The following is a 12,994-nucleotide window of genomic DNA, read 5'->3' as shown; positions in this document are numbered from 1 at the left end:
CACGCCGGGCGGCGAGGCGCTGCGCCCCCGCGTGCTCACGGGGCCGGACGCCGCCACCGAGCTGGCCGCCGAGCCCGTGGACGTGGTGCTCAACGGCATCACCGGGTCCATCGGCCTGCGTCCCACCCTCGCGGCGCTCGAGGCCGGCAGCACCCTGGCGCTGGCCAACAAGGAGTCGCTCATCGTGGGCGGGCCGCTCGTGGAGGCCGCACGCCGACGCCCCGACCAGATCGTGCCCGTGGACTCCGAGCACGCCGCCATCGCCCAGTGCCTGGCCTCCGGGCGCGCCCAGGAGGTGCGCCGGCTGGTCGTGACGGCCTCCGGCGGCCCCTTCCGCGGCCGCACCCGCGCCGAGCTCGAGGGCGTGACGCCCGCCGAGGCCCTGGCCCACCCGAACTTCGCCATGGGTCACGTCATCACCACCAACTCGGCCACGCTGGTCAACAAGGGCCTGGAGGTCATCGAGGCCCACCTGCTCTTCGGGGTGCCCTACGAGCGCATCCAGGTGGTGGTGCACCCGCAGCAGCAGATCCACTCGATGGTGGAGTTCCACGACGGCTCCACCATCGCCCAGATCGGGCCTCCGCGGATGCTCGTGCCCATCGCGCTGGGGCTGAGCTGGCCGGAGCGGCTCACCGACGTGGACGAGCCCACGGACTGGACCACCCCCATGCAGTGGGACTTCGCCCCGCTCGATGCCGAGGCCTTCCCGGCGGTGGACCTCGCCGTGCACGTGGGTCGCCTCGGCGGCACGGCCCCGGCGGTCTACAACGCGGCCAACGAGGAGTGCGTGGAGGCCTTCCACGACGGCCGGCTGCCGTTCACCGGCATCGTGGACACCGTCGCGCAGGTGGTGGAGCAGCTGGGTGCCGGGGGAGAGGAGTCGCTCACCCTGGACGACGTGCTGGCCGCCGAGGACCGCGCCCGCGAGGCCGCCCACCGCGCCATCGAGGGGCACGCGGCGTGATGCTCTACCTGCTGGGCGTGCTGGTGGTCTTCCTGGGCATCTGCGCCTCCATCGCCCTGCACGAGGTGGGCCACCTGCTGCCGGCCAAGGCCTCGCGGGTGCGGGTCACGCAGTACATGGTCGGCTTCGGCCCCACCCTGTGGTCCACCCGCCGGGGGGAGACCGAGTACGGCGTCAAGGCAATCCCGTTGGGCGGGTACATCCGCATGATCGGCATGCTGCCGCCGCGCCGTGAGGACCCGGCCGGCACGGTCCGCCGCAGCTCCACCGGCCTGCTCGACCAGGTCTCCGAGGACGCGCGCGCCGCGGCCCTGGAGGAGGTGCGCCCCGAGGACGCCGACCGCGTCTTCTACAAGCTGCCGGTCTGGCGCAAGGTCATGATCATGCTCGGCGGGCCGCTGGTGAACCTGCTCATCGCCGTGGTGCTGCTCACGGGGCTGCTGACCCTGCACGGCACGGCCCAGCCGACCACGACCGTCAAGGCCGTGGTGGAGTGCGTGACCGACGACCCGCAGGCCACGCAGTGCGGTCCGGGGGACGACCCGAGTCCCGCCGCCGCGGCCGGGCTCCGGCCGGGTGACCACATCGTGGAGGTGGCCGGTGCGCCGGTGGACTCCTGGCAGCAGGTCACCGACGCCATCCGCAGCGGGGGCGACCATCCCCTGCCGCTGGTGGTGGAGCGCGACGGAGAGCGGGTCGAGCTCACCGCCCACCCGGTGCTGCGCGAGCGGCCGAAGGTGGTCGACGGCGAGGTCGTCGAGCGCGACGGCCAGCCGGTCACCGAGGAGGTCGGCTACCTGGGCGCCTCCCCGGCGCACGAGATGGTGCGCCAGCCGCTCTCGGCGGTGCCCCCGGCGGTCGGCGACGGGCTGTGGCGCACCGCCTCGGTGGTGTTCACCATCCCGGCGCGCCTGTGGGACGTGGGCCAGACCGTGCTGGGTCTGGAGGAGCGCGACCCCAACGGTCCGATGTCGGTGGTCGGCGTGGGTCGCGTGGCCGGGGAGGTGACCTCGAGCCAGGAGCTCGGCCTCGACTGGGGTGAGCGCGTGGCCTTCTGGGGCAGCCTGCTGGCCGGTCTCAACCTGGCCCTGTTCGTGTTCAACCTCGTGCCGCTGCTGCCCCTGGACGGTGGGCACGTGGCCGGCGCGCTGTGGGAGGGGACCCGACGCGCGTGGGCCCGCCTGCGCGGACTGCCGGACCCCGGGTACGTCGACGTGGCCCGCATGATGCCGCTGGCCACCGGCATGGCCGTGGTGCTGCTGGGCATGTCCCTGCTGCTGATCTACGCCGACATCGTGGCGCCGGTGAGCCTCGGCTGAGCCGCTTGCGATACTGGGGGCATGACCGATCTGGGAATGCCCGCGCCCGCCCCGCAGACCGTCGCCCCGCGCCGCAGGAGCCGCAAGATCAAGGTCGGTGACCTGTTCGTCGGCGGCGACGCCCCGGTGAGCGTGCAGACCATGACCACCACCAAGACGGCGGACGTCAACGGCACGCTGCAGCAGATCGCCGAGCTGACGGCCGCCGGCTGCGACATCGTGCGCGTGGCCTGCCCCACCCAGGACGATGCCGACGCACTGCCGGCCATCGCGGCCAAGAGCCAGATCCCGGTCATCGCCGACATCCACTTCCAGCCCAAGTACGTCTTCGCCGCCATCGACGCCGGGTGCGCGGCGGTGCGCGTGAACCCGGGCAACATCAAGAAGTTCGACGACCAGGTGGGCGCCATCGCGAGGGCCGCCAAGGACGCCGGGGTGTCCCTGCGCATCGGCGTGAACGCGGGCTCGCTGGACAAGCGACTCTACGAGAAGTACGGCGCCCCCACCCCGGAGGCTCTCGTGGAGTCGGCCGTGTGGGAGGCCTCTCTGTTCGAGGAGCACGACTTCCACGACTTCAAGATCTCGGTCAAGCACAACGACCCGGTGGTCATGATCCGCGCCTACGAGATGCTCGCCGAGCAGGGCGACTGGCCGCTGCACCTGGGCGTCACCGAGGCCGGGCCGGCCTTCCAGGGCACCATCAAGTCCGCCACGGCGTTCGGCGCGCTGCTGGCCAAGGGCATCGGCGACACCATCCGCGTGAGCCTCTCGGCCCCGCCGGTGGAGGAGGTCAAGGTCGGCACGCAGATCCTGCAGGCGCTCAACCTGCGCCCCCGCAAGCTGGAGATCGTCTCCTGCCCGTCGTGCGGCCGCGCCCAGGTGGACGTCTACAAGCTGGCCGATGAGGTGACCGCCGGCCTGGAGGGCATGACCGTCCCGCTGCGCGTGGCCGTCATGGGCTGCGTCGTCAACGGCCCCGGTGAGGCCCGCGAGGCCGACCTCGGCGTGGCCAGCGGCAACGGCAAGGGCCAGATCTTCGTCAAGGGTGAGGTCATCAAGACTGTCCCGGAGAGCCAGATCGTGGAGACCCTCATCGAAGAGGCGATGCGGATCGCCGAGGAGATGGGCGAGCCCGTTGACGGCGAGGGGACCGGCCCGGTCGTCACCGCCAAGGGCTGAGCAGCGGGGACCGGATGGCCAGGCAGAGGATTCCTGTGCCGGAGCTCGTCATCGGGCTGTTCGCCCTGGTCGCGTTGTCGACCATCGCGGACGGTGGCGGCTCGCCGGTGTACCTGACAGTGGCCGCCCTGTCCATCCCGTCGATGCCCGTCGCAGCCGTCCTGGTCACCGTGGCCACCACCGCCTACGTCGTGACCTACGCCAGGACGCGCCGCGGGGTCGACGCCTGAGGAGCGCACGTCGGGGGCCCGGGCACGTCACGTCCCCGGGCCCCCGACGTGCGTGGTCCGCTCGCCTCAGAAGAGGTTGACGGCCAGGTTGAGCAGGACCGTCAGCGCGACCGAGGCGATGACGGAGAACAGGATCATGGCCAGGCAGCCGGGGCCGCCGCCGAGGGGGCGGACGTCGGTGTTGCCGATGCGCATGCCTCGAGGCTAGTGGGGGAGTGGCGCCGCCGCAGGTCGTGCCGGCGCACGGGGGCCGGCTGCGGGAGGTCACGGGCCGGTTGACGATCGGGCGTCCCCCTCGACGCTGCGGGGTGGCCGTGCCCACAATCGACGCGGAGCCGCGGGGCGTCCGTGACTCGGCGATGGCCGGCACGACCGGCGCGGCCGGCGGAGAGGCGGACGACCATGAGTCTGCACCTCCCGACCCCCGGATCCGGGTCCTATGCCGACGTCCACCGACGCAGCCTGGAGGACCCCGAGGGATTCTGGCTCGAGGCGGCCGGCGCCATCGACTGGGTGAAGCGCCCCACCCGGGCCCTGGACGACGCCGACGCACCGCTCTACCGGTGGTTCCCCGACGGAGAGCTCAAGGTGTGCTTCAACGTGCTGGACCGTCACGTCATCCACGGCCGCGGAGAGCAGGCGGCGCTCGTGTACGACTCCCCGGTCACCGGCACGCAGCGGACGTACACCTACGCGAGCTGCTCGACGAGGTGGTCCGCTGCGCCAGTGGGTTGCGGGACCTGGGCGTCGGCAAGGGCGACACCGTCGTCATCTACCTGCCGATGGTGCCGCAGGCGGTCGTGGCGATGCTGGCGTGCGCCCGGCTGGGAGCCATCTGCCTGCGGATGCCGATGCCGCCGGGCACGCTGCCCACGCTGTGGGGCGACGACGAGCGCTACGTCTCCAGCTACCTCTCGGCCCACCCGGGCACCACCTCACCGGTGACGGCGGGATGGTGGACGGCGACGGCTACGTGCACGTCCTGGGCCGCACCGACGACGTGCTGAACGTGGCCGGGCACCGTCTCTCGAGCGGCTCGCTGGAGCAGGCGATCGCGGGGCACCCCTCGGTGGCCGAGTGCGCGGTCATGGGCGTGGCCGACCAGCTCAAGGGCCAGGTGCCGCGTGCCCTGGTGGTGCTCAAGGACGGTGTGGAGCTCGACGACGCCGGGCGGGAGGCCCTGGCGGCCGAGGTGGTGCAGCGGGTCCGCGACGACGTGGGGGTGGTGGCCGCACTCAAGGAGGTGGACGTGGTGGAGGCCCTGCGGGAGGTGCCGCTGCGCCGCTGAGGCGCGAGCCCGGCCGCCCGCCCGCACCGGCAGGGCAGCGCCTAGGCTGTCCCCCATGGAGCAGACGCACGCAGCCGCCCTCGACAAGGCCACCATCGTCAACGATGCCGTCCTGTGGTCGCGCATCATCCAGCGCCACTTCGACGAGTTCCTGGACCAGGAGGTCGGCCCCGACGCGCAGATGGGCGCCGACCTGGAGGGTGGCCGCATCCAGTGGGCCTCCGAGACCGCCGACGTCACCGGCGACGTGCACCTCATCGCCTCGGTGGCGCCCGGCCCCAAGTCGCTGCTCTGGGCCTGGGCCAACGAGATGTTCGCCGAGACCGAGGTGGCCGCCCTGTCCCACCGGGTGCGGGAGTTCGGCGAGGCGCACGGCGTGACGGACCTGTCCGAGGCCGAGGTGCCGCTGGACACCGAGGGCCGTGAGCTCGAGGCCGCCGTGGTCGCCGCCGCCCACGAGGCCGGCATGGTGGCCGCCAAGGTCACCGGCACCCACCCCTACTACGTGTCCGACGCGGGCAACGGCACCTGGGTGGTCGTGCTCGTCTCGGGCCTGCAGATGCCCGCCCCCGCGCTGGCCGTGCTGCCCGGTGTCCTGGGTGAGGTGCTGGAGTCCGGCGTGCTGACCGACCACCGTCGCGCGTTGTACCACCTGGGCCTCGACGGCCCGTGGCCCGCCACCTGGTCGGCCGACGGCTCCCGCGTGCGCTTCGACGACGGCGAGGGCCGGGTGGAGGTCGAGCTCGACGAGCAGGGACGGATCGTCCGGGTCAGTGGCGATCTGGCCTGACGCCTGGACCCCGCGCCGCTCCGTGCGGCGCCCGTCCGCCCACGTGGCGGTGCTGGGGCCGCAGCACGCCCCGCAGGTCATGGACCTGTGCGCCGCGGACCCGGCCGCCACGGTCTTTGTCGCCTCGCGCGTCCGCGAGGGCGTGCTGCAGGTCCGGGGCCACGTGCTGGGCTGGCTGGTGGGCGGCCGCCTGCGCGCGATGGTGCTGTGCGGCGCCAACGTCGTGCCGGTGGGGGTGGACGAGGAGTCCGTGGGGCCGCTCGCCGAGCACGTGGAGTCCCGCCGGGCGCTCTCCAGCTCGGTGTTCGGCACGGCCACCGAGGTGGGTCTGCTCTGGGACCGCCTGCGTCCGCTGTGGGGGCCGGCGCGCGACGAGCGCATGGACCAGTGGTCGATGGTGACCTCCACCCGCCCCTCCTCGCTGGGCGTGCAGGCCGACCCCCGGGTGCGCCCGGCCCGTCCCCACGAGGTGGACCTGCTCTACCCGGCCGGTGCGGCGATGTTCACCGAGGAGATCGGCTACGCGCCCTACCAGGGATCTCCCGCGCGGTACCGGGCCGGGTTCGTCCAGCTCGTGGCGCAGGGGCGTTCCTTCGTCGTGATCGAGGACGGCCGGGTGGTGTTCAAGGCCGATGTCGGGTCGGTGGCCCTCGGGGTGGCCCAGGTGCAGGGTGTCTGGACGCACCCGGACCTGCGGGGACGTGGCCTGGCCACCGGGGCGATGGCGGGTGTGGTGGAGCACCTGCTCACCCACGGTCTGCCCGGCACGACCCCCGGTGCGCCGCCGGAGCCGGTGGGCACGGTGCACCTCTACGTCAACGACTACAACGTCGGAGCCCGCAGGGTCTACGAGCGCATCGGCATGCGCCGGGTGGGGACCTTCGCCACCGTGATCCTCTGACTCCGGCGGCAGGTAACCTCGTGCCCACCCGGCGCCCGGCCGGGCGACCCGTACCACCCACGAGAGGCTGAGCCGATGGCACTGCGCATGTCCACCCTTTTCCTGCGGACCCTGCGCGAGGACCCGGCCGATGCCGAGCTGCCGGGCCACCGCCTGCTCGTGCGCGCCGGCTACGTGCGCCGAGCCGCCCCGGGCGTCTACACCTGGCTGCCGCTGGGCCTCAAGGTGTTGGAGAAGGTCAAGGGCATCGTCCGCGAGGAGATGGAGGCCATCGGCGACCAGGAGCTCGCCTTCCCCTCGCTGCTGCCGCGGGAGCCCTACGAGGCCACCAACCGGTGGGAGGAGTACGGCGACAACCTGTTCCGCCTCACCGACCGCAAGGGCGCGGACATGCTGCTGGGCCCCACCCACGAGGAGATGTTCACCCTCGCGGTGAAGGACCTCTACACCTCCTACAAGGACCTGCCGGTCAGCCTCTTCCAGATGCTGCCCAAGTACCGCGACGAGGCCCGTCCGCGCGCCGGCGTGCTGCGCGGCCGCGAGTTCGTCATGAAGGACGCCTACTCCTTCGACGTCGACGAGGCCGGGCTGCAGCGCTCCTACGAGAAGCACCGCGAGGCCTACGTGCGGGTCTTCGACCGCCTCGGCTTCGACTACGTGGCCGTGCACGCCGACTCCGGCGCGATGGGTGGCTCGGCCAGCGAGGAGTTCCTCGCGGTCATGGACTCCGGTGAGGACACCTTCGTCCGCGACGCCTCCGGTTACGCCGCCAACGTCGAGGCCGTGCGCATGCCGGTCGTGCCGGTGCCCAGCGACGAGGCCGCCCGCACCGAGCTGTGGGGCCACCTGCCGGCCGCCCACGTGGAGCCCACCCCGGACACGCCCACCATCGAGACGCTCGTGGACGCGGCCAACGCCTCCCACCCGCGCACCGACGGCCGCGCGTGGACGGCTGCCGACACGCTCAAGAACGTCGTGGTCATGCTCGTGCACCCCGACGGCACCCGCGAGCCGCTGGCGATCGGCCTGCCCGGTGACCGCGAGGTGGACGCCAAGCGCTTGGAGGCCCAGGTGTCCCCGGCCGAGGTGGAGCCCTTCGAGGCCGCCGACTTCGAGCAGTACCCCGCCCTGGCCAAGGGCTACATCGGCCCCGGTGTGCTCGGCGAGGAGAGGGCCACCGGCATCCGCTACCTGCTCGACCCGCTGGTGACCCCCGGCTCGGCCTGGGTGACCGGTGCCGACGAGCACGGCAAGCACGTCTTCGACCTCGTCCACGGCCGCGACTTCACGGCCGACGGCACCATCCACGCCGCCACCATCCGCGAGGGCGACCCCAGCCCCACCGGTGAGGGCACGCTCACGCTCGCCCGCGGCGTGGAGATGGGCCACATCTTCCAGCTCGGCACCAAGTACGCCGAGGCGCTGGGCCTCAAGGTGCTCGACGAGAACGGCAAGCTCGTCACGGTGCAGATGGGCTCCTACGGCATCGGCGTGACGCGCGCCGTGGGCGTGGTGGCCGAGACCCACCACGACGAGATCGGCCTGGTGTGGCCGCGCGCGCTGAGCCCGGTGGACGTGCACGTGGTGGCCACCGGCAAGGACGCCGCGGTGCTGGAGAAGGCCGAGGAGCTCACCGCCGCCCTGGAGGCCCAGGGCGTCAGCGTCCTGCTGGACGACCGCCCCAAGGTCTCCCCGGGCGTGAAGTTCAAGGACGCCGAGCTCATCGGCGTGCCGACCATTCTCGTGGTGGGCAAGGGCCTGGCCGACGGCGAGGTGGAGCTCAAGGACCGCGCGTCGGGCACCGCCCGCGCGGTGCCGGTCGACGACGCCGTGGAGGCCGTCGTCGCCGAGGTCCGCTCCTGATGGCGGCGCGCGCACCGCGTGCCTGAGCTGGAGGTCACCCTCGGGCTGCTGGCGCTGATGTTCGGCGCCGGCCTGCTCGCGGGCTGGATCGACGCCGTCGTGGGCGGCGGGGGACTGGTGCAGCTGCCGGCCCTGCTGCTGGGCCTCCCACAGGCCGCGCCGGTGCAGGTGCTGGCCACCAACAAGGTGGCCAGCATCGCCGGCACCTCCGTCAGCGCGGTGACCTACTACCGCCGGGTGCGGCCCGACCTGCGCACGGCCGTCCCCCTGGCGCTGCTCGCCTTCGTGGGCTCGATGGGTGGTGCCAAGGTGGCCTCCCACCTGCCCAAGGAGGCGTTCACGCCCGTCATCATGGCCGCCCTGCTCCTCGTGGGCGGCTACACGCTGGCCCGCAAGGACCTCGGGCAGCAGGCGCGCCTGCGCTTCGACGGCCACCGCCACCTGGTCGTGGCCGGGCTGGCCGGCGCCACCATCGGCTTCTACGACGGTGCGCTCGGGCCGGGCACCGGCAGCTTCCTCGTCTTCGCCCTCGTGGGCCTCATGGGCTACGACTTCCTGGCCGCCAGCGCCAAGGCCAAGATCGCCAACCTCGCCACCAACCTCGCAGCCCTGGCCGTCTTCGTCCCGATGGGGGCGGTCGTCTGGCAGGTGGGCCTGGTGATGGCCGCCGGCAACGTGGTCGGCGGCTACCTGGGCACCCGCACGGCCGTGGCGCGCGGCGGGACGTTCGTGCGGACGGTCTTCATCGTGGTGGTCGGCGCCTTCCTCGTGCGCCTGGGCTGGGACCTGACGGCCACCCACCTCTGAGCCACGAGGGGCCGGAGGTGGGTGGCCTGGACCGCCTCAGCCCTGCGGCTGCATGATCTCGGCGTGGCAGGACGCCGCGCCGAGCCGCTCGATGGTGGCCTTCGTGCGGGCGAAGGACTCGGGGTGCTGGGTCTCGCTCACCGGAGCCACCTCGAAGGCGGGCTGCGTGGTGAGCGTCGGCTGGTAGCTGGCCTTCTGGTCCCAGCCACCCTTCCCGTCGGCGGTGAAGGTGATGCCGGCGATCATGCCGTCCTGCACCTGGGGCGGGAAGCTGTTGGTCGGCTTCTTGCGCTGGGCCGAGAGGAAGTTGCCCAGCCCGTAGAAGACGGTCTTGTCGTTGATGGTGGCGCACGGCTGCGGCAGGTGGGCGTGGTGCCCCACGATGGCGTCCACCTGGTCGCCCTCGAGCAGCTGGTGGGCCATGTCCTCCTGCTCGGGACGCGGCGGGATGGAGTACTCCGCGCCCCAGTGCATGACGGCCACCACCACGTCGGCGCCCTGCTCGCGGGCCTTCCGGGCCTGGGCCTCGATGCCCTTCTTCCCCTGCGCCATCCACATGTGCTTCTCCATCCACGGGTGGCTGGGCAGCGAGGGGGAGAGGCCGGCGTTGGCCACGTTGTAGGAGTAGGTCACCACGCCCACGGTGCGGTCCCCGGCCTTCACGAGCACCGGGTTGTCCGAGCCGTCGCCCTGCTGGCCCCCCGTCGCGTCGGCCGCCGGGCCGATGGGCGTGACGCCGGCGTCCTCCATGATCTTCCGGGTGGCCCGGATGCCGTCGACGCCCTGGTCGAGCGTGTGGTTGTTGGAGGTGCTGCACGCGTCGATGCCGGCGCCGGCCAGGGCGTCGGCCTGCTCGTGCGGGGTGTTGAAGACCGCGATCTTCATGCTCTGCGTGAGGTTCGTGTTGTCGGGGGACAGGGGCGTCTCCTGGTTGCAGATCGCCACGTCACCGCCGGCCAGCCAGGGCTTCACCTGGGCGAACATCGGCGCGAAGTCGTAGCCCTTCCCGCCCGCATTGGCCTTGGCCTGCTTGATGACGTCGGAGTGCACGAGCACGTCGCCGGTGGCCACCACGGTGAAGGAGGTGCCCTTGGGGGCGGCCTCGGCGGGGGAGCCGCTCGGGGCGCCGGACGCATCCCCGGTGGAGCTGGAGGAGGCGCCCGGGGAGGGCTCTGCGGACTCACCGGCCGAGGCGTCCGGTGCGGAGGCGTCCGCCGGCCCGCCGCCCGAGGGCGCTCCGCTGGCCTGGCTGCTGGGGGTCGTCGTGGACCCGGTGGTGGCCGGGTCGTCGGCGCCGCCGGAGCAGGCCGAGAGGGCCACGCCGGCCAGGGCGGCCAGGGCCAGGGTTCGGTGGGTGGTGGTGCTGCGCATGGTGCGTCCTGTCGTCGACGGGGTGGGATTCACTTCAGCGGGGTCGCGGCGCAGGTGCCGGGACCGAGGGCGTTCATGGCCTGCCGCGTGCGCTCGAAGGACGCGGGATTCTCCTGCGGCGAGGTCGGCTGCACCACGAAGTCGGGGCGGGTCACGAACGTGGGCTGGTACTCCAGCTCCTGCTCCCAGGTGGTCTCGCCGTCGCGGGTGGTGGGGGTGAAGGTCCAGCGCAGCAGCACGCCGTCCTGGGTGGTGATCGGCTTGGCGGGGTAGCGGTTCGGGCCCTGCTCGGAGAGGAAGTTGCCCATCCCGTAGGCCACCGTGCGCCCGTCGACCGTCTCGCACGGCTGCACCACGTGGGCGTGCGACCCGGCGATGGCGTCGACCGCACCGCCGTGCAGGACGGCCCGGGCGAGCTCACGCTGCTCGGCGTTGGGTTGCTGCTGGTACTCGGTGCCCCAGTGCATCTGCACCATCACCACGTCGGCGCCGGCCTCCCGGGCCGCCCTCGCGTCGGCGGTGATGCCCTCGGCACCCCGGCCGCGGTACAGGTGCGGGTCCATCCACGGCATCTCGCGATTGTGCGTGGTGCCGTAGGCGTTGAGCGTGTTGTACCCGTAGCTCAGGAGCGCCACGGTGGCACCACCGGCGTCGAGCAGCACCGGCTGCCGCGGGCCACCGTCGCCCGGGGGCACCGGGCCCACCGGCTGGATGCCGTTGTCGCGCAGCACCTGCCGGGTGTCACGGATGCCCTGCACCCCCCGGTCGAAGGTGTGGTTGGTGGCGGTGTCGCAGGCGTCGTACCCCGCATCGGCCATGGCCTCGGCCAGCTCGTGCGGGGCGTTGAACGAGAAGGTGCCGGGCGAGTCGGTGAGGTCCTCGTTGTCCGGGGAGAGGGGGGTCTCCTGCACGCAGGCGGCCAGGTCGGCCGACTGCACGAGCGGCTTCACGCGGGCCAGCATGCCGTCGAAGGCGTACCCGTCCCCGGGCCGCAGGGCGTCGGCTCGTTCCTGGAGCACGAAGTGCGTGAGCATGTCGCCGGTCGTCACCACGGTGAACGCGCGGGGCGCGTCGCCCCCGTCGGGCGACGGACTGGCGGACGCCTGGGGGGAGGATGGCGTCGAGGGGGCGGACTCTCCCTCCGAGGGGGAGGCGCCGGAGGACGGCGACGCATCCGGGCCCGCGGCCTCCTCGGGGGACGTGGAGCCGGACGAGGGTGCGGAGCCGGTGGTGCTCGGGTCGCCCTCGGGCGTCCCGGGCTCGTCGCTGCCGCAGCCCGTCAGGACCAGTCCGCCCAGGACGAGTCCGGCCAGCAGACGGGTGGGCAGGGTGGTCGGACGGTGCATGGTTCCCCCGGTCGTCGGTCGTGGTGCGTCGGTGTGGTGCGTCGGTCGTCGGTGTGGTGCGTCTCAGTCCTGCGGCACGCTCGGCGTGGAGTGCTCGTTCCAGTCCATCTGCAGGCCGGTGGCGATCCCCAGCAGGGCCGTGTACAGGTGCACCGCCTTCGGGTCGTCGCCGCGGTCGGCCACCTGCGTGCGCAGCCCGGCCACCCACGGGTCGAGCACGGCCCGGAACCGGTCTCCGCGCTCCTTGCGGTCCATGACCTCTCGCGGCAGGGCGTACCCGATCTCCTGCGAGGGCCCGGCGCGGCCGGCGAGGTTCTGCACCACCCGCCGCGCGTCCTGCAACTGTCCCAGCCGGCGCACGCCGGGCTTGCGGGCGTCGGGGCCCAGGCGGGTGGTGAGCACCTGCATCGCCCACGTGACCTCGTGCAGGGAGCCGAGGGCGGACGCCGCCACCGGTGCGCAGTCGTTGGGCAGGCTCACGAGCGGCCCCACGGGGTTCACCACGTGGGCGGCGCCGATCCACCAGGCCACCATGTCGCTGGCCACGGGGAGGTCGTCCGTGGCCTCGTGCAGGCGGGGGAGGATCGCGTCGGCGGAGGCCAGCAGGGCACGCGCGACGTCGCGGTTCACCTCCGGCTGCAGCACCTTCTTCTCGTCGATCGCCACCGCACCGTTCTTCTCCTTGAGGTGGCGCACCTGCTCCACCAGGCCGTCGGTGACCCAGCGCGTGGAGATGTACGTGGCCGGGCGCTGGGCGTGGGGCACGGCGCCGTGCGCGCGGGAGGTCGCCATCGCGTAGCGGGCACCGCTCTGCACGAGCTGGAGCACCGTCTCGTCGGCGGACGCCTGGCGTCCCGGGTGCGCCTCGCTCTCGCGGTGCACCCCGCAGGCCGAGAGCCCGGCCGGCAGCACCAGCCCGGCGACGGCCGCCCG

Annotated in this window: 12 protein-coding genes and 1 pseudogene; 9 read left to right on the top strand and 4 right to left on the bottom strand. The window is 73.0% G+C overall.

The features are described 5' to 3' along the window. The 4 genes from HMPREF3099_RS01490 to HMPREF3099_RS01475 all read left to right on the top strand — a co-directional run. Nucleotides 1–967 (top strand): 1-deoxy-D-xylulose-5-phosphate reductoisomerase (locus HMPREF3099_RS01490; protein ID WP_070703437.1); only part of this gene is annotated, 967 nt, incomplete at its 5' end. Next, a complete protein-coding gene (locus HMPREF3099_RS01485) occupies nucleotides 967–2,286 on the top strand; it encodes a M50 family metallopeptidase (RefSeq protein ID WP_101849447.1) in 1,320 nt (439 codons plus the stop codon). The genes HMPREF3099_RS01490 and HMPREF3099_RS01485, both read left to right, overlap by 1 nt. A 21-nt stretch (nucleotides 2,287–2,307) precedes the next feature. Next, the gene (ispG, locus tag HMPREF3099_RS01480; RefSeq protein WP_070703434.1) at nucleotides 2,308–3,465 is read left to right on the top strand and encodes a flavodoxin-dependent (E)-4-hydroxy-3-methylbut-2-enyl-diphosphate synthase; all 1,158 of its coding nucleotides are present in this window, start codon (nucleotides 2,308–2,310) and stop codon (nucleotides 3,463–3,465) included. 35 nt (nucleotides 3,466–3,500) lie between these two features. Then, complete coding sequence (locus HMPREF3099_RS01475; protein WP_070703433.1) at nucleotides 3,501–3,695, top strand: hypothetical protein; 195 nt, start codon at nucleotides 3,501–3,503, stop codon at nucleotides 3,693–3,695. Nucleotides 3,696–3,761: 66 nt separating this feature from the next. On the opposite strand, the gene HMPREF3099_RS13605 is transcribed toward HMPREF3099_RS01475, so the two are convergent. Beyond that, nucleotides 3,762–3,890, bottom strand: a complete 129-nt coding sequence (locus HMPREF3099_RS13605; protein WP_256374409.1) for a hypothetical protein — start codon at nucleotides 3,888–3,890, stop codon at nucleotides 3,762–3,764. 207 nt (nucleotides 3,891–4,097) lie between these two features. Between HMPREF3099_RS13605 and HMPREF3099_RS11855 the strand changes: the two are divergent. From HMPREF3099_RS11855 to HMPREF3099_RS01445, 5 genes and pseudogenes are all read left to right on the top strand, one after another. Next, a pseudogene (locus HMPREF3099_RS11855) lies at nucleotides 4,098–4,959 on the top strand (AMP-binding protein); the annotation flags it as partial. A 79-nt stretch (nucleotides 4,960–5,038) separates the two neighbouring features. Then, nucleotides 5,039–5,773 carry a DUF6882 domain-containing protein gene (locus tag HMPREF3099_RS01460; protein ID WP_070703430.1) on the top strand — a complete coding sequence of 245 codons (735 nt, stop codon included), beginning with the start codon at nucleotides 5,039–5,041 and terminating at the stop codon, nucleotides 5,771–5,773. Further along, nucleotides 5,757–6,674: a GNAT family N-acetyltransferase gene (locus HMPREF3099_RS01455; RefSeq protein ID WP_237769692.1), complete on the top strand. Its 918-nt coding sequence runs from the start codon at nucleotides 5,757–5,759 to the stop codon at nucleotides 6,672–6,674. Before HMPREF3099_RS01460 ends, HMPREF3099_RS01455 begins: the two co-directional genes overlap by 17 nt. A 75-nt stretch (nucleotides 6,675–6,749) precedes the next feature. Next, nucleotides 6,750–8,537, top strand: coding sequence for a proline--tRNA ligase (locus tag HMPREF3099_RS01450; RefSeq protein WP_070703429.1), 1,788 nt, complete (start codon nucleotides 6,750–6,752; stop codon nucleotides 8,535–8,537). Between the two features lie 18 nt (nucleotides 8,538–8,555). Beyond that, complete coding sequence (locus tag HMPREF3099_RS01445; protein ID WP_070703428.1) at nucleotides 8,556–9,344, top strand: sulfite exporter TauE/SafE family protein; 789 nt, start codon at nucleotides 8,556–8,558, stop codon at nucleotides 9,342–9,344. A 36-nt stretch (nucleotides 9,345–9,380) separates the two neighbouring features. Here the strand turns inward: HMPREF3099_RS01445 and HMPREF3099_RS01440 are convergent, their stop codons facing one another. The 3 genes from HMPREF3099_RS01440 to HMPREF3099_RS12650 form a co-directional block, all read right to left on the bottom strand. Beyond that, entirely contained in the window at nucleotides 9,381–10,715 is a 1,335-nt protein-coding gene (locus HMPREF3099_RS01440; RefSeq protein ID WP_070703427.1) for a CapA family protein, read from the bottom strand. Between the two features lie 29 nt (nucleotides 10,716–10,744). Further along, the gene (locus tag HMPREF3099_RS01435) at nucleotides 10,745–12,061 is read right to left on the bottom strand and encodes a CapA family protein (protein WP_070703426.1); all 1,317 of its coding nucleotides are present in this window, start codon (nucleotides 12,059–12,061) and stop codon (nucleotides 10,745–10,747) included. A 63-nt stretch (nucleotides 12,062–12,124) separates the two neighbouring features. Further along, the coding region (locus tag HMPREF3099_RS12650; RefSeq protein ID WP_168168406.1) for a hypothetical protein at nucleotides 12,125–12,994 on the bottom strand (870 nt) is incomplete at its 5' end.

The sequence above is a fragment of the Kytococcus sp. HMSC28H12 genome, assembly GCF_001816045.1.
In the GTDB taxonomy this organism is placed as follows: domain Bacteria; phylum Actinomycetota; class Actinomycetes; order Actinomycetales; family Dermatophilaceae; genus Kytococcus; species Kytococcus schroeteri.
The sequence above is the reverse complement of the archived record's forward strand: the minus strand, read 5'-3'. Positions and strand labels throughout refer to the sequence as shown.